The following is a 16,151-nucleotide window of genomic DNA, read 5'->3' as shown; positions in this document are numbered from 1 at the left end:
GTGCGCGTCAGCGCAGACCGCGGGCGCGTTCGAAGCGGGCCCGGCCCTCCGCCGGGTCCACCAGGGGCGGGGGGTAGCCCAGCCGGGCGAGCCGGCGCGCGTCCAGTTCGTGCGGGCGGTGGATCTCGGGCCCGGTGAGAGAGGCCAGTTCGGGGACCCAGCGGCGGACGTAGTCGCCGGAGGGGTCCAGCCGCCGTGCCTGGGCGAGCGGGTTGAGGATCCGGTTGGGCCGGGTGTCGGTGCCGGTGCCCGCCATCCACTGCCAGGTGAGCTGGTTGTCGGCGATGTCGCCGTCGACCAGCAGGGTCAGGAAGTGGCGGGCGCCGATCCGCCAGTCCGTGTAGAGCGTCTTGGTGAGATAGCTGGCCACCAGCAGCCTGGCCCGGTTGGGCAGCCAGCCCTCATGGCTCAGCTGCCGCATCCCCGCGTCCACGATCGGGCAGCCGGTGCGCCCCTCCTTCCAGGCGGTGATCTCCCGTTCGTCGGTGCGCCAGCGGTCGCCGCGCGGACGGTAGTCGGCATGGGCCGCGTCCGGCCGGGCCGCGAGTACCTGATGGTGGAAGTCCCGCCAGGCCAGACGGCGTACGAGAGTGTCCATCCCCGTTCCGCCGCTGCCGCGGGCACGGTGCAGCAGCTCGGTGGCGGAGAGCGTGCCGAAGTGCAGATGGGGCGAGAGACGGGAGGTGGTGTCGGCCGGCGGGCCGTCGTGCCGGCCGCTCGGCCCGGTGGCGGTGCGGGAGGCGGCGAGCCAGGCGCTCAGCCGCAGCCGTCCCTCGCGCTCCCCGCCCCGGGCGACGCCGGGCGAGACGCCGGTGACCGCGATCCGGCGGGGGAGCGGATGGCCGGGGAGTTCGGGTACGGCCACCTCCCGGGGGGCGGCCAGCACGGGGCGCGGTCCGGTCCGGTGCCAGCGGTCGAAGTAGGGCGTGAAGGCGGTGAAGTGATCCTGGCCGGCGAGGGCTGTCCGGCCCGGCGGCAGCGCGGTGACCACTCCCTCGTGGACCCGCAGGGCGCAGCGCACGGCGGCGAGGGCCGGGCGGAGGCGTTCCTCGCGGCGCTGGGCGTAGGCGCTGACGCCCGCGGCGATGTGCACCGCGCGGGCTCCGGTCTCGGTGACGATCCGGCAGACCTGTTCGGTGACATCGCCCATGCGGATCACCAGCCGTCCGCCGCGCTCGCGGAGGCCGGCGTCGAGGGAGGCCAGGCAGTCGGCGAGGAAGGCCCGCCGGTTGGGGGCGTCGAAGCCGGCTCGCCGTACTCCGTTGTCGATCACGAAGAGGGGCACCACCTCGTCCGCCTCCCGCACCGCTGCGGTGAGTGCCGGGTGGTCGTGGATCCGCAGATCGGAGGTGAAGAGCATCACGGACACACTCATACGCCGCCCCCGTGCGGCAGGGGGAGGCGTATCAGTGTGGTTTCTCGGGGCGCGCGGTCGGTCAGCGGAAGCTCCTGGGCTCGTTCCGGAGGGTCGGCCGGGGGGTGGCTGTCGCGGTGCGGGAGGCCGGGCCGGTGGTGCCGGCGAGGGGTGCGGCGCCGGTCGTGCGGCGGCCTCCGCGGCGTGTGGGGGGACCCTCCGGGCCGGGGCAACCGGGTTTCGGTGCCGCATCGGCCCCGGATTGGTCCGGGTCCGCAGATAGTCGCATGTGAACGGCTTCCGGGGGGCCCGGACGGCAAAGCAGGACTGTCACCCGTTGGAGTGAATAACGCTGTACGTTCGACCGCTCGCGGAAGGTTACGCGGAGAGCTTTCCGCTGCCGCTGCGCCGGCCGGCGGTCCCGGCGGGTCCGGCCGGCTCCGGGGTGTCCGTTCCGGTGCGGCCGGCCGGGTCGGTGCCGGGGGCCGTGCTCTCGCGGGTCCGGGTGTCCGGAACCAATCCGGCGGCGGGGGCGCCCGGGGTGCGCAGGGAGAGCAGCGCGGCGGCGGCGCCGAGGGCGAGGAGCGCGGCCAGCGCCGTGATGGTGGCCCCGTCCGGGTGGATCAGCGCCTGGCCGCGCTGTGCCTGCCAGGTGGTGAGGGCGACCAGGCCGGAGAGCACCCCGGCGGCGGTCACCACCAGCCGGACGCGTACCCGCTCGTCGCGCAGCCGGGGGTGGCGGCGGGCGAGGAAGACCAGGGCGAGGACCAGGAGCGGCAGCAGCTGAAGCGCGTGCATGCCGATGAAGTGGGGAATCCGCATGTCCCCGCCGGTGGTCGACCACCCGGTGACGGGCATCGAGGGGCCGCCGTCCGTGACTCCGACGGAGTGCGCTCCGGTGGTGTCGGGCCGCTCGCCCCGGTCGGCGGCCGCCTGCTGTGCCCGGGTGGGGAAGGTCATCAGAAAGCCGAGCGCCGCGCCGATCAGCGCGATCGGTGAGCCGAGCCGCAGGGCCCAGGCGGAGGCGCGGTCCCGGAGCGGGGTGCGGAAGAGCAGGATCGCGATGACCAGGGTGGCGAGCCAGAGGACCACGATGGTGTTGCCCATGATCCCGAAGAGTGTGGTGTCGAGGTCCGTCTCGTTGTTGAAGTGGCTGCGCCGGCCCCGCACCACCTGGGCGATGACGATCGCCATCTCGACGACGGTCGCGACGGCGACCAGGGTTCCCGCCCAGTGGCCGACCCGGCGGGCGCGGGTGCTCAGCGAGAGCATCCAGGCCAGGGAGATGCCGTACACCAGGAACGAGACCGAGAACTTGAAGGGCTTCGCCCAGATGGGCGAGCCCACGAGTATGCGGTCGTCCACGACCAGGCCGACCGCGGAGACGGCCGCCGAGAGTGCCATCAGGGCCGAGACGAAGAGGAGGGGGCGGTGCCATGAGCGCCAGGAGGAAGGCATAGAAATACCCCTGCGGGATTATGGATAGCGACACTTACCGCTATCCGGTAGCGCCACTATCTATGATGGAACCCGGTATGGGCAAGTGCGGAAGGAAGAACTGGTCGTGCGCATTGGCGAGTTGAGTCGCAGGACCGGGGTCCCGGTGCCGACGATCAAGTACTACGTCCGGGAGGGGCTGCTGCCGGCGGGCCGGCTGACCAGTCCGAACCAGGCGTCCTACGGCGATGAACACGAGCACCGGCTGCGGCTGATCCGGGCCCTGCTCGATGTGGGCGGACTGAAGGTGGCGGCCATCGCGGAGGTGCTGGCGGCCGTCGACGACCCGGAGAGTTCGGTGCACAACGTGCTGGGGGTGGCCACCGACCTGCTGGTGCCCCGCTATCCGGAGGCGGGGTCCCCGGACGGTCCGCCGGACACCGTGATGAACACGGCCCGCGAGCGGGTGGCCGGTCTGATCGAGCGGCGCGGCTGGGACGAGAAGCCGGACTGCCCGGGAAGCGAGGCGCTGGCCACGGCGCTGGCCACCTTGCAGCGGATCGGGCACGGCGGTTTCGCGTCGAGTCTGGAGACCTATGCCGACGCGGCGGAGCAGGTCGCCGCTGCGGATCTCGCCTATGTGGCGTCCAGTGTCGGCGTCGAGCGGGTGGTGGAGAGCGCGATCGTCGGGACGGTGCTGGGGGAGTCCATGTTCGAGGCGCTGCGGCACATGGCCCATGCGAGCATCTCGTCCCGGCTGTACGGCGGTGACGGAGGCGACGGCGGAGGCGACAGGGGCGACAGGGATGCCGGGCCGGGCGGGGCGGGCCGGTCACCGGCGGGCGGGCCCGGCGGGGCGGCTTCCGGCGGATCCGGCGGGGCGGCCCCCGGCGGGCCGGGCGGCGGGCGGAGCGCCGGCTGAGGCGCGGGAGCGGTCACCGGCGTCGCACAGGAGTGGGGCCCGGCGGCATGCGCTGCGCATGCCGCCGGGCCCCACCGTGTCCGTCCGGCTCGGTCCGTACGGCTTCGGCCCGTGTCCGTCCGGCTCGGTCCGTACGGGCGGAAGTGCCGGCTCCGGACCCGGAGCCGGTGGGCGGGCCACCGGGCCCGGACCCGGGCCCGGATCCGGACCCGCAGTCGGAGCCGCAGTCGGAGCCGGACCCGGCGTGAATCCGCCGGATCCGCCGGATCAGGCGGCCTTCTGCTGCTCCTGCTCGCGCTCCACCTGCTCGTTCCACTCGCGCTTCACCGCGCGCCACGCCTCGTCCGTCTGGCCGAGCCGCCAGTAGCCCGAGATCGACAGCTGATCGCGCGGGATCTGCCGGTCCAGCCGGAGATGGCGCCGCAGCTCCTTCACGAACGCCGCCTCGCCGTGGACGAAGGCGCTCACCCGGCCCGCCGGGAACTCCAGCCCGGTGACCTCGGCCACCAGCGCCTCGCCCACCGGGCGGCCCGCCCGGTGCAGCCAGCTGACCCGCACGCCCTCCGGGGCCACGAGCTTGAGCTCGTCCTCCGCCCCCTCGATCTCGATGAAGGCATGCACCGGAACGCCCGCGGGCATGTTCTCCAGCGCGGCGGCGATGGCGGGCAGCGCGCTCTCGTCGCCCACCAGCAGATGCCAGTCGGCGGCCGGGTCGGGGGCGTACCCGCCGCTCGGGCCGACGATCCACAGCCGGTCGCCGGGGACCGCGCGGGCCGCCCACGGCCCGGCCAGGCCCTCGTCACCGTGGACGACGAAGTCGATCGTCAGCTCCCCGAGCGTCTCGTCCCAGCGCCGCACCGAGTAGGTGCGGTTCGCGGGCCACTGGTCGCGCGGGAACTCCTCGCGGATCCGCACCAGGCTGAACGGCTCCGGGTAGGTCACACCCTCCGGCTTGAAGACGAGCTTCACATAGCTGTCGGTGAACCCCTCGACGGCGAAACCGTCCAGCCCCTCGCCGCCGAGGACCACCCGTGTCATGTGCGGGGCGATCCGCTCCGTGTGGACGACACGGGCTTCGTAAATGTCCTTCGGTGCGGAACGGGCCGGTCGTTCTGCCACGGTGGTCTCCCTCGACTCGTGTATGACTTAGGCTTGCCTAAGTTAACACTTCGGAGGGTGGCTCTCAGCTCGGGGATTGTCGCGAAGTCAGCTCTCCAGGGTCGTCAGCAGGCGCTGGAGCGCACCGCCCAGCCCCCAGCGCGCCGACAGCCGCTCCAGCGCGTCCGGGTCCCGGGGCGCGGCCGGCAGGGCCGGGTCGAAGGCGGGCAGCGGCACATCGGCCGCCACCCGGACCACCTTCGGAGCCACCGCCACATAGCCGCGCGCCTCGTCGAGCCGCTTGCGCTGCGAGGGGGTGAGCGCGGCCGACGGGTCGTCCACGGCCGCCATGATTCCGTCCAGATCGCCGAAGGCGTCCAGCAGCTTCGCCGCCGTCTTCTCGCCGATCCCGGGCACGCCCGGCAGCCCGTCGCTCGGGTCGCCGCGCAGCAGCGCCAGGGCCGCGTAACCCGGGCCGTCGACGCCGTACTTCCCCCGCAGCCACGCCTCGTCCGTCGTCTGGAGCATTCCGACGCCCTTCAGCGGATAGAGCACCCGCCGCCCGCGCGCGTCGTCCACCAGCTGGAACAGATCGCGGTCACCGGTGACGATGTCCACCGGTCCGGTGGCCCGCGCGGTCAGGGTGCCGATCACATCGTCCGCCTCGTAGCCGTCGGCGCCGACCCGCGCGACGCCCAGCGCGTCGAGCACCTCGGCGATCACCGGGACCTGCGGGGCGAGGGTGTCCGGGGTCTCCTCCTCGTCGGGGCTGCCCGGCTCCGTCTCGACGGCCACCCGGTGCGCCTTGTACGACGGGATCAGATCCACCCGCCACTGCGGACGCCAGTCATTGTCCCAGCAGGCCACCAGATCGTCCGGATGATGGTCCTGGACCAGCCGGGTGATGAATTCGAGCAGCCCGCGCACGGCGTTCACCGGGGTGCCGTCGGGGGCGCGGACCGAATCGGGAACCCCGAAGTAGGCCCGGAAGTAGAGAGAAGCGGTGTCGAGGAGCATCAGGCGTCGCGTCACACCCCGATGATGCCGCACGCCTGTGACAGTGCCCGTCAGGCGCCGGTGGGCACCGGCGGGACACCTGCCGGCAACAGTCGGACTTCACCGCCCATGGCGCACCGTATCCGGCATTTCCGTGATGTGGGTCACTGTTCTGTTTGCTCCCGGCCGGTCCGGGCAGGCGCGGTCCGGAGCAAATTCCGTGGCCAATGCAATGAATTATCGGCACGGGGTTGCGCGGGCGGAACCCGCCGGGCTCCACGGTCCGCCGGGCCCGGCGCCGGGCGGACCGTTTCCGTGCGATCCGCGAGGTGTGTGTGTCCAGACTCCAGGCCGAGCACTTGTACAAGGTGTTCGGCAGACGGCCCGATGAATCGGTACGCAGGCTCGAAGGCGGAGCCGGCCGGGACGAACTCCGGGCCGACGGGGCCACGGCCGCCGTCATCGACGCCTCGTTCACGGTCGAGCCCGGCCATGTCTTCGTCGTCATGGGTCTGTCCGGATCCGGCAAGTCCACCCTGCTGCGCATGCTCAACGGACTCCTCGAACCCACCTCGGGCCGGGTCCTCTTCGACGGCCAGGACCTCACCGCGCTCTCCCCGCGCGAGCTGCGCGCCGTCCGCTCCCGCAAGATCAGCATGGTCTTCCAGCACTTCGCGCTCTTCCCGCACCGCAGTGTGCTGGAGAACGCCGGTTACGGCCTGGAGGTGCAGGGCGTCGACCGCGCCGAGCGCGACCGGCGCGCCGCCGAGGCGCTGGCCCTCGCCGGACTCGCGGGCTGGGAGGACTCCTGGCCCGACGAGCTCTCCGGCGGAATGCAGCAGCGCGTCGGCCTCGCCCGCGCCCTGGCCACGGACGCCGATCTGCTTCTGATGGACGAGTCCTTCAGCGCGCTCGACCCGCTGATCCGCCGCGACATGCAGGATCAGCTGCTGCGGCTCCAGAAGACCCTGAAGAAGACCATTGTCTTCATCACCCACGACCTCAACGAGGCGATGCGGCTCGGCGACCGGATCGCCGTGATGCGCGACGGCCGGATCGAGCAGCTCGGCACCGCCGAGGACATCCTCACCGCCCCCGCCACCGACTATGTCGCCTCCTTCATCCAGGACGTGGACCGCTCCAGGGTCCTCACCGCCGGGGCGATCATGACCGATCCCGGAACCGGTGAGGGCGAGGCCGCCCGCGTACTCGCCGCCGCGCCCGCCGAGGTGTCCGCCTCGACCCCGGCCATCGAGCTCTTCACCCCCTGCTCCACGGGCGACGCGCCCGTCGCCGTCGTGGACGGCGCGCGGGAGCTGATCGGTGTCGTGTCGCGGTCCGCCCTGCTCGCCGCGCTGGGGGAGCCGATGAACCCCGCGCCGCCGGAGCCGTCCGGTCCCGGCGCCGTGCGGGACGCCGTGCCGGAAACGGCCGCCGCCCCGCCGCGCACCGGATCCGGCAAGGCGGTGGCCCGTGCCCAGATTTGATCTCGGCGGTCTGGTCGACAGCGGAGTCGACTGGCTCCAGCGTCATCTCGACTGGCTCTTCCAGGCCATCGGTTCCCTCGTCACCGGGATGTACGACGGAATCGACGCGGCCCTCTCCGCACCCGAACCGCTGCTCTTCGCCGCCATCCTCGCCGTCGTCGCCTGGTGGCTGCGCGGGCTGACCGCCGGAGTCCTCGCCTTCGCGGGCTTCGCGCTGATCGACTCCATCGAGCTCTGGGACGACGCCATGTCGACCCTCTCGCTGGTGCTGGTCGCCACCGCGGTCACCCTCGCGATAGCCGTCCCCCTCGGCATCTGGGCCTCCCGTTCCAGGACCGTGAGCGCCGTCATCCGGCCCGTCCTGGACTTCATGCAGACCATGCCCGCCATGGTCTATCTGATCCCCGGCATCATCTTCTTCGGCGTCGGCGTGGTCCCCGGCATCATCGCCACCATCGTCTTCGCCCTGCCGCCCGGTGTGCGGATGACCGAGCTCGGCATCCGCCAGGTGGACGGGGAACTGGTCGAGGCCGCCGAGGCGTTCGGCACCAGCCCGCGCGACACCCTGCTCCGGGTCCAGCTGCCGCTCGCCCTGCCCACCATCATGGCCGGGGTCAACCAGGTCATCATGCTCGGCCTCTCCATGGTCGTCATCGCCGGAATGGTCGGCGGCGGCGGACTCGGCGGCGCCGTCTACCGCGCCATCGGCAATGTCGACATCGGCCTCGGCTTCGAGGCGGGTGTCTCCATCGTCATCCTCGCCATGTACCTGGACCGGATCACCGGCGAACTCGGCCGCCAGGTCTCCCCGCTCGGCCGCCGCGCCGTCGCGAAGGCGAAAGCGCTCACCGGCGGGCCGAAGATCTGGCACCATCGCCCGCACTCCTCCGTCGCGGTCGTCGGAGTGATCGTGCTCGCCCTGGTCGCGGGCGGGATGAGCGTCTTCGGCGACGCCAAGAGCAGCGGCCCCGCCGGCGCCGCGGACATCGGCAAGGGCCGCGAGGTCACCATCGGCTACATCCCCTGGGACGAGGGCATCGCCTCCACCTTCCTCTGGAAGGAGGTGCTGGAGCGGCGCGGATTCACCGTCGACACCAAGCAGCTGGAGGCCGGGGCGCTCTACACCGGCCTGGCCGGCGGACAGCTCGACTTCCAGACCGACGGCTGGCTGCCCGTCACCCACGCCCAGTACTGGAAGAAGTACGGGAACCGGCTGGAGGACCTCGGCTCCTGGTACGGACCCACCTCGCTGGAACTCGCCGTCCCCTCCTATGTGCAGGGCATCGACTCCCTGGACGATCTCAGGGGCCGCTCGGACACCTTCAAGGGCCGGATCATCGGCATCGAGCCCAGCGCCGGAATGATGGGCCTGCTCAAGGACAAGGTGCTCGGGGAGTACGGACTCCGGGGTGAGTACGAGGTCGTCGACGGCTCCACCCCCGGCATGCTGGCCGAGCTGAAGCGCGCGTACCGGAAGAAGGAGCCGGTGGTCGTCACCCTCTGGTCGCCGCACTGGGCGTACAGCGGCCACGACCTGAGGAAGCTCAAGGATCCCCGGGGCGCCTGGGGCGAGGGCGACGGCGTTCACACCATCGCGCGCAAGGGATTCTCCGCTGATCAGCCTGAGATCGGGAAATGGCTGAAGAACTTCACCATGACCGAGAAGGAGCTCACCGGACTGGAGGCCCGCATCCAGGAGACCGGCAAGGGCGAGGAGCAGGCCGCCGTCCGCTCCTGGCTCAAGGACAACCCCGGTGTCGCCGAGCGCATGGCGCCGGTGTAGACACCGCCCGGGCGGGCTCCGTCACGGAGCGGAAAGGGGCGGTCCCGATGAGTCGCGGGGCCGCCCCTGGCCATATCCCGCCGGTCCGGCGTTCTCCTCCCGTGCCCGGTGCACGCCCATTCGAGCCGCGAGGCCCGGAAGCTGCGTATGGTTGTACAGGACCAGGAAGGGGAGCCGGGCGACATGGCGGAAGCGAAGGACGGCAAGGACCCGAAGGAGACCGAGCGTCTTCGGGTGGGCGCCGCCGTGCGCAGACGCCGCCGGTCGCTCGATCTGACCCTCGCCGCCGTCGCCGAGCGCAGCGGCCTCTCCGTCCCCTTCCTCAGCCAGGTCGAGAATGAGCGCGCCCGTCCCAGCATGGGCTCCCTCCAGCGGGTCGCCGACGCGCTGGAGACCACGACCGAGCGGCTGATCGAGGCATCCGACGCCGCCCGGACCGTCACCCTCACCCGCGCGGTGACCGCCGAAGCCGCCGATGCCGCTGTCGGAACGAACACCTCCGGAGTGACGGCGGCGCGCATCCCGGCCACCCGCCGGCTCGTCCGCGGCCGGCATCAGCTGGAGGCCCTGGAATTCCTCGGCGAGCATGCCACCGAGGGCGAGTTCCAGCACCGCAATGACGAGCTGATGTACGTCGCCGACGGCGCCGTCGAGGTCGAGGCCGAGGGCCGCGCCCACCGCCTCGGACCCGGCGACGCGCTCTTCCTCTCGGGCGGCGTGATGCACCGCTGGCGCACCACCGGTCCCGACGCCCGCATGATCGTCGTCACCGTCGCCGAGCACATCGAGACGCCCGGGGAAGGCTAGATCTCCTTGCGGGTCGTCTCGCTGGTCCCCTCGCTCACCGAGGCCGTCGCCGCCACCGAGCCCGGTCTCCTCGTCGGAGTGACCGACTGGTGCAGTCATCCGGCCGGTCTCGGCGCCGCCCGGATCGGCGGCACCAAGAATCCGGACATCGAGGCCGTCCTCCGGCTGCGGCCCGATCTGGTGATCGCCAATGAGGAGGAGAACCGGGCACCCGACCTCGCCGCGCTCCGCGCCGCCGGCACCGAGGTGATGGTCACCGAGGTACGCGGGCTCGACCAGGCATTCGACGAGCTGGAACGAGTGCTCGTGACCGGCTGCGGTCTCGCGAGGCCCGCCTGGCTCGACCGCGCGGCCGGTGCCTGGGCGCGGGCGGTCCCGGTGGCCGGGTGCACCGCCGTGGTGCCCATCTGGCGGCGGCCCTGGATGGTTCTGGGCCGGGACACCTTCGCCGGGGATCTGCTGCGCCGCCTCGGCGTGCGCAACGCCTTCGAGGGCCGGCCCGAGCGCTATCCGCGCATCCCGCTCGCGGAGCTGAGGGCGGCCGGCGCCCCGCTGGTGGTGCTCCCCGACGAGCCCTACCGCTTCACCGCGTCGGACGGCCCCGAGGCGTTTCCCGGGATGACCCCGGCACTGGTCAGCGGGCGCCATCTGACCTGGTACGGACCCTCACTGGCCGAGGCGCCGGAGGTCATCGGCGCGGCGCTGGCAGCGGCCCCGCGCCACTGACCGCCCCACTGACCGCGCCGCCGGCCGGAGCGCAGGGCTCCGCGAGCAGCGCGCCGCTGAACAGCCCCCGCAGCGTCTGGAACGCGGTCACCGCCCAGGCCGCCGTCAGCAGGACGTACAGCCCGGCCGCCGACCACGCGAGCGGGGCGGAGCCGATGAGACGGGCCAGTCCTGCCGCCCCCGTCACACAGGTGCCGACCGGGAAGGTGAAGGCCCACCAGCCGAGGGTGAACGGCATTCCCCGGCGAACCGCCCGTACCGTCGCCGCCGCCGCGACGATCAGCCACAGCAGGGCGGAGCCCAGTACCGGTACGCCGTACAGCACCGCCGCGTCCGCCGCGTACGGAGCCGCCGCGGCCATGTGGGACGCCGCGGTGGTGGACTGGCCCAGCGGTCCCACGATCAGAAAGAGGGCCGGGGTCAGCGCGAGCGGCGGCGCGCCGTTCCGGAGCAGCCGGGCGAGGATCACCGGCAGGATGATCAGCGTCGCGAGCAGGCCGATGCCGAAGAGGCCGAGGCAGAGCAGCAGCAGGGCCTCCCGCCCCGGGCCCGGCGCGAGCCGCGGCACGAGCAGGGCCCCGGCGGACGACGCGACGATCGGGGGGACCACCGGCAGCAGCCACGCGGGCGAGGCGGTGCGCAGCGGGGTCCGGCGGCGCACCACCACCAGATACGGGACGGTCACCGCGACCGCGAGCGCCGCGGCCGTGCCCGCCCCGAAGAGCACGAAGGCGATGACGGCCCCCGCCGGTTCACCGATCACCGCCGTGCCCGCCGTGCCCGCCGTGAGGGTCGCGGTGCCGGCCGCGAGCACCGCCATCGCCGCACAGCCGTGGAACGGAGCCGTCGCCGGGTCGCCGAGCCCGTCGACCGCCCGGTCGCGATGGCGGATCCAGTGCGCGCCGCGCGCTGCGGTGACCGCGCCGAGCAGCACCAGCGAGAGCGCCCACACGGCGGCGGTGAATGCGCGCGGGGCCGGCACCGGCAGCGCGGTGCCGGCGGTGGCGACGATCGCGGTGCCCATGACCGTCGCGTACCAGTTGGGACCGAACCGGCGCAGGGCCGGTGAGCGGGCCCTCTCCGGGGGTACGGGGACGGGGCGCGCGGGTGCGGGGCGGGTGGCGGTGGCCATGGGAGCAGCCTTCTACCGGGTGGGAGGGTGCACCAGCACCCGGTCGGCTATGACCCCATAAGCTGGATTTATGAGTATGGGTGAGGCCGGCGGTGCCGGTGAGATCGCGGGGGAGACGCCGTACGCCCCGCGCGGCACCGCTCCCGGGACGGACGCCGTCTCCGGGCGGCCGGCGCCCGGGGACGGCCCCGAGCGGGTGCCGCTGTCGCACCGGGTGCCCGATTTCGGCGCCCTGGAACTGCTGATCGCCGTCGCCCGCCACGGGAGCCTCGGCCGGGCCGCGCGCGAGCTCGGCATCTCCCAGCCCGCCGCCAGCAGCCGGATCCGCACCATGGAGAGCCGGCTCGGCATGGCCCTGGTGGACCGCTCACCGCGCGGCTCCCGGCTCACCGAGGCCGGCGCGCTGGTCACCGACTGGGCGCGGCGCGTCATCGAGGCGGCCGAGGACTTCGACGCCGGGACCCGGGCCCTGCGGGGCCGGCGGGACTCCCGGCTGCGGGTCGTCGCCTCGATGACCATCGCCGAGTATCTGCTGCCCGGCCGGCTCATCGCCCTGAGCACCCTCCTCCCGGACACCGCGGTCTCACTCCAGGCCGGCAACTCCGCGGTGGTCGCGGAGCGGCTGCTCTCCGGCGCGGCGGATCTCGGCTTCGTGGAGGGCCTCGCGGTGCCCGAGGGCCTGGACGGCGCCGTGATCGGTCACGACCGGCTCGTGGTCGTCGTCGCCCCCGGCCACCCCTGGGCCCGGCGCCGCGCCCCGCTGCCGGCCCCCGAGCTGGCCCGCGCCCCGCTGATCCTCCGGGAGCGGGGTTCGGGCACCCGGCAGGTGCTGGACGCGGCGCTCTCCGCGTACGGAGGTCTCGCCGAGCCCCTGCTCGAACTGGCCTCCACGACGGCCGTGAAGTCCGCCGTGGTGAGCGGCGCGGGGCCGGCCGTGCTGAGCGAGCTGGCCGTGACCGGGGAGGTGTCGGCGCGGCGGCTCATCGAGGTGCGGGTCGACGGGCTGGATCTGCGCCGCGCGCTGCGGGCGGTCTGGCCCAGATCCCAGCGGCCGAGCGGACCGGCGCGCGAGCTGCTGGGGCTGGCCCGGGGCTGAGGATCCGGCCGGCGCCGGCTGTGCGGTCCGGGCCCTCTCCCGTACGCCGCACGAGCCCCCGCCCGCCGTCATCCGCCGCCGGAGCCCGCGCGCTCCCGTAGGGCCGGGACCGGCGCCTCTCCTTCCCGTACCGCCCGCTCCCGTGCCGCCCTGTCCCGCGCCGCATCGACCAGGGCGCGCATCACCCGGGTGTCCTCCCCCATCTCGGGGTGCCACTGCACCCCCAGCACCCAGCCGCCGCCGGTGAGTTCCACCGCCTCCACGGTGCCGTCCCCGGCGAAGGCGGAGGCGGTGAGCGGCTCCGCCAGCCGGTCCACCGCCTGATGGTGGTAGGCGGGGACATCGGCGGCCCCGGGCACGATCCCGGCGTACCGGGTACCGGGGACCGGCTTCACCGTGTGGGAACCGAAGACGCCCTCGCCCCCGGTGTGGCCGTCCATGTGCTGGATCAGCGTCCCGCCGAGCGCGACATTGAGGAGCTGCATGCCCCGGCAGATCCCCAGCAGGGGAGTGCCGTCCGCCAGCGCCGCGTGGATCAGGGCGAGTTCCCAGGCGTCCCGCTCCCGGGCGGGCGGGCCCGTGCGCGGGCCCGGGGACGATCCGTACCGCTCGGGTTCCACATCGGCGCCGCCCGCGATGACCAGCCCGTCCAGGCGGGCCACCACCTCCCGTGCCGAACCGCTGTCGGGGTCCGGCGGCAGCATCGCCGCGAGCCCGCCCGCCCGCTGGACGAGGGCGGGGTACCCGGCGGGCAGCAGTGCCGCACTCATCTTCCACACCCCCCAGGCGGCCGGGTTGAGATAGGTGGTGATGCCGATGAGGGGTTTGGACACCATCGCTCCGATCACTTGCGCTTGAGTTCGTCCTCGGCCGCGGCCAGTGCCGCGAATTCTTCCTCCGGTGCCCTGGCGACCAGATGACGGCGACTGTAGAGCGCGAAATAGGCGAGGGCGATCACATAGACGCCCAGCGCGATCACGGCCGCCTGCCGGTCCACCAGGAAGGTCGCGACCAGCGCGGCCAGCGCGAGCACGAAGGCGACGGACGAGGTGAGCATCCCGCCGGGGGTGCGGTACGGGCGGTGCAGATCCGGTTCGCGGCGGCGCAGCACCAGATGGGAGAGGGCCATCAGGGCGTAGCTGATCGTCGCGCCGAAGACGGCCATGTTGAGCATCCGCGCGCCGTCGCCGGTCGAGGCGGCGAGGGCGAAGCCGATGGCGCCGGGGATCAGCAGGGCCGGGTAGGGCGATTTGCGGCGGCTGGTGAGCGAGAGGAAGCGGGGGAGGTATCCGGCCCGGGAGAGCGCGAAGAGCTGGCGCGAGCCCGCGTAGATGAGGGAGAAGAAGGAGGCGACCAGCCCGGCCAGGCCCGCGTAGTTGACGAAGCGGCTGAGCGCGGTCGGGTCGCCGTCCCCCTGGAGGGCGACCACCAGCGGGTTCCCGGCGTCCTGAAGAGCGGCGGAGCCGCGCGCCCCGGTGGCGGCGACGAAGGTGAGGACGGCGAGCAGCGCCAGGATGCCCATGGAGACGGAGAGCGCCCTCGGCATGGAGCGCACCGGGTCCTTCGCCTCCTCGGCGGCGAGCGGGACGCCCTCGACACCGAGGAAGAACCACATGCCGAAGGGGAACGCGGCCCAGATGCCCAGCAGCCCGAAGGGGAGCCAGGAACTCGCGCCGAAGGCGTCCTTGTCGGCCGGTATGTCATTGAGATTGGCCGCGCTGAAGTCGGTGAGGGCACCGGCGGCGAAGATCAGCAGGGCGGCGACGGCGATGGCGGTGACCACCAGACTGAAGCGCAGGGCCTCCCCGACACCCCAGAGATGGATCCCGATGAAGACGGCGAAGCAGGCGAGCTGGACGGGCCACCCCGACTCCAGGCCGAAGAGGCCGAGCGACTCGATGTAATCGCCGATGAAGATGGAGATCGCGGCCGGGGCGAGGATGTACTCGATGAGGATCGCCGTGCCGGTGAGGAAGCCGCCCCAGGTGCCGAGCGCCCGGCGGGCGAAGCCGTAGCCGCCGCCGGCGGTGGGCAGGATCGCCGACAGCTCGGCGAGGGCGAAGACGAGACAGGCGTACATCACTCCCATCACGAGAGTGGCGATGGCCAGTCCGCCGAAGCCGCCCTCGGCGAGGCCGATGTTCCAGCCGGAGAAGTCGCCGGAGACGACATAGGCCACCCCCAGCCCGGTGAGCAGCAGCCAGCCCGCGCTGCCCCGGCGCAGGGTGCGCCGCCGGAGATAGGCGTCGTCGGCGGGGGGCGGTTGCGGGGACGAGGGGCGAGCGGTGGTGCCTTCGGCCATGGGACGCTCCTGGCGTTCAAAGGTATGTGCGGACACCTTTGCGTCAGGTGTGGCGAACGCGCAACCCCCGTGCGCGAAGCCGGTACGCGGGTCGGGCGCCCCGCGTGCGTGAGGCCGGCGCGTGCGCCCGGCGGCCCCCGTGCGTGAGGCCGGCATCCGGCGCCGGGCGATCGCCGTGCGTGAAGCCGGTGTCCGCGCCCCCGCCCCCTCAGCGGGCGAGAAATCCCCGCAGCAGCGCGGCCGTGCCCTCGCAGTGCTCGCGCATCATCTCCCGGGCGCCGTCCGCGTCCCCGTCCAGCACCGCCTCCACCAGCGCGGTGTGCTGCTGCTGGGAGTGCTCCAGATTGCGCACCAGCAGCGGTATGCAGTCGAGCAGTTCATTGAGGGACGCCCGGACCGCCGCGTACTGCTCCGCCAGCGTGGGCGAGCCGGAGAGCTCCGCCAGCGTCAGATGGAGCAGGGTGTCCCGGCGCCGGTAGTCGGCCAGCGGGGCGTCATGCGTCGCGGCCAGCGCCGCGCGCAGCCGGTCCGCGTCCGCGCCGGCCAGTCCGTGCGCCGCGCACAGCCCCGCCGCGCCCACCTCCAGCACCTCGCGGAAGCGGAGGGTGTCCTCCACATTCACCTCCGCCACCCGGCGGCGCAGTTCGTCCTCCCCGCCGCCGGTGTCCGGCCGGCCCAGGACGAAGGTGCCGCCGTACCGGCCGCGCCTGCTCTCCACCAGGCCCTGATCGGCCAGCACCTTCAGCACCTCGCGCAGGGTGACCCGGCTTATCCCCATCCGCTCCGCCAGTTCGCGCTCGGCGGGCAGCCGGTCCCCGCCCGCGACCAGCCCGAGCCGCAGCAGCCGGAGGATCTGCTCCAGCGCCTCCTCGAAGCCGTTGCCCGCGCGCACCGGCCGCAGGACGGGCGTCAGGCGGCCGGCCGCGTCATCGTTCTTCGCCACGTTGCCGTTCCCTCTTCCCAATCAATGGTCTTCAGCAATACCTTATGGCTTCCGGCTGATCCAAGGAG

Annotated in this window: 14 protein-coding genes; 6 read left to right on the top strand and 8 right to left on the bottom strand. The window is 73.1% G+C overall.

From position 1 onward, the window contains the following. Positions 1 to 7: 7 nt before the first annotated feature. Together AAFN69_RS15870 and AAFN69_RS15865 are read right to left on the bottom strand one after the other, a co-directional pair. Positions 8 to 1,375 (bottom strand): deoxyribodipyrimidine photo-lyase, encoded by a 1,368-nt coding sequence (locus AAFN69_RS15870; protein ID WP_347729137.1) that lies wholly within the window; start codon positions 1,373 to 1,375, stop codon positions 8 to 10. A 357-nt stretch (positions 1,376 to 1,732) separates the two neighbouring features. Then, positions 1,733 to 2,812 carry a hypothetical protein gene (locus AAFN69_RS15865; protein WP_347729136.1) on the bottom strand — a complete coding sequence of 360 codons (1,080 nt, stop codon included), beginning with the start codon at positions 2,810 to 2,812 and terminating at the stop codon, positions 1,733 to 1,735. A 106-nt stretch (positions 2,813 to 2,918) separates the two neighbouring features. Between AAFN69_RS15865 and AAFN69_RS15860 the strand changes: the two genes are divergently transcribed. Next, a complete protein-coding gene (locus AAFN69_RS15860; protein WP_347729135.1) occupies positions 2,919 to 3,713 on the top strand; it encodes a MerR family transcriptional regulator in 795 nt (264 codons plus the stop codon). 267 nt (positions 3,714 to 3,980) lie between these two features. Here AAFN69_RS15860 and AAFN69_RS15855 read toward each other — a convergent pair whose 3' ends face one another. Together AAFN69_RS15855 and AAFN69_RS15850 are read right to left on the bottom strand one after the other, a co-directional pair. Next, entirely contained in the window at positions 3,981 to 4,832 is an 852-nt protein-coding gene (locus AAFN69_RS15855) for a siderophore-interacting protein (protein WP_347729134.1), read from the bottom strand. Positions 4,833 to 4,919: 87 nt separating this feature from the next. Then, positions 4,920 to 5,828 (bottom strand): 5'-3' exonuclease, encoded by a 909-nt coding sequence (locus tag AAFN69_RS15850; protein ID WP_347729283.1) that lies wholly within the window; start codon positions 5,826 to 5,828, stop codon positions 4,920 to 4,922. 314 nt (positions 5,829 to 6,142) lie between these two features. On the opposite strand from AAFN69_RS15850, the gene AAFN69_RS15845 reads away from it, so the two are divergent. From AAFN69_RS15845 to AAFN69_RS15830, 4 genes are all read left to right on the top strand, one after another. Beyond that, positions 6,143 to 7,294, top strand: coding sequence for a betaine/proline/choline family ABC transporter ATP-binding protein (locus tag AAFN69_RS15845; RefSeq protein WP_347729133.1), 1,152 nt, complete (start codon positions 6,143 to 6,145; stop codon positions 7,292 to 7,294). Next, the gene (locus AAFN69_RS15840) at positions 7,281 to 9,077 is read left to right on the top strand and encodes an ABC transporter permease/substrate binding protein (RefSeq protein ID WP_347729132.1); all 1,797 of its coding nucleotides are present in this window, start codon (positions 7,281 to 7,283) and stop codon (positions 9,075 to 9,077) included. The genes AAFN69_RS15845 and AAFN69_RS15840 overlap by 14 nt, the downstream gene beginning before the upstream one ends. 183 nt (positions 9,078 to 9,260) lie before the next feature. Then, a complete protein-coding gene (locus tag AAFN69_RS15835; protein WP_347729282.1) occupies positions 9,261 to 9,884 on the top strand; it encodes an XRE family transcriptional regulator in 624 nt (207 codons plus the stop codon). Positions 9,885 to 9,890: 6 nt separating this feature from the next. Next, positions 9,891 to 10,610 (top strand): helical backbone metal receptor, encoded by a 720-nt coding sequence (locus AAFN69_RS15830; RefSeq protein WP_347729131.1) that lies wholly within the window; start codon positions 9,891 to 9,893, stop codon positions 10,608 to 10,610. On the opposite strand, the gene AAFN69_RS15825 is transcribed toward AAFN69_RS15830, so the two are convergent. Beyond that, entirely contained in the window at positions 10,573 to 11,742 is a 1,170-nt protein-coding gene (locus AAFN69_RS15825) for a C4-dicarboxylate ABC transporter (protein WP_347729130.1), read from the bottom strand. The two genes, AAFN69_RS15830 and AAFN69_RS15825, sit on opposite strands and share 38 nt — an antisense overlap. Before the next feature lie 202 nt (positions 11,743 to 11,944). Here AAFN69_RS15825 and AAFN69_RS15820 point away from each other — a divergent pair, with 202 nt between their 5' ends. Then, positions 11,945 to 12,838, top strand: coding sequence for a LysR family transcriptional regulator (locus tag AAFN69_RS15820; protein ID WP_347729281.1), 894 nt, complete (start codon positions 11,945 to 11,947; stop codon positions 12,836 to 12,838). Positions 12,839 to 12,906: 68 nt separating this feature from the next. Here AAFN69_RS15820 and AAFN69_RS15815 read toward each other — a convergent pair whose 3' ends face one another. The 3 genes from AAFN69_RS15815 to AAFN69_RS15805 all read right to left on the bottom strand — a co-directional run bounded on the left by AAFN69_RS15815 (position 12,907) and on the right by AAFN69_RS15805 (position 16,083). Beyond that, positions 12,907 to 13,671 carry a gamma-glutamyl-gamma-aminobutyrate hydrolase family protein gene (locus tag AAFN69_RS15815; RefSeq protein ID WP_347729280.1) on the bottom strand — a complete coding sequence of 255 codons (765 nt, stop codon included), beginning with the start codon at positions 13,669 to 13,671 and terminating at the stop codon, positions 12,907 to 12,909. A gap of 11 nt (positions 13,672 to 13,682) precedes the next feature. Further along, complete coding sequence (gene eat / locus AAFN69_RS15810; protein WP_347729129.1) at positions 13,683 to 15,140, bottom strand: ethanolamine permease; 1,458 nt, start codon at positions 15,138 to 15,140, stop codon at positions 13,683 to 13,685. 208 nt (positions 15,141 to 15,348) lie between these two features. After that, a complete protein-coding gene (locus tag AAFN69_RS15805) occupies positions 15,349 to 16,083 on the bottom strand; it encodes an FCD domain-containing protein (protein ID WP_347729128.1) in 735 nt (244 codons plus the stop codon). Positions 16,084 to 16,151 lie beyond the last annotated feature (68 nt).

It is taken from the genome of Streptomyces sp. CAU 1734 (assembly GCF_039888735.1).
In the GTDB taxonomy this organism is placed as follows: Bacteria; Actinomycetota; Actinomycetes; order Streptomycetales; family Streptomycetaceae; genus Streptomyces.
Note: the sequence above shows the minus strand (reverse complement) of the source record. Positions and strands in the feature narration are given on the sequence as shown.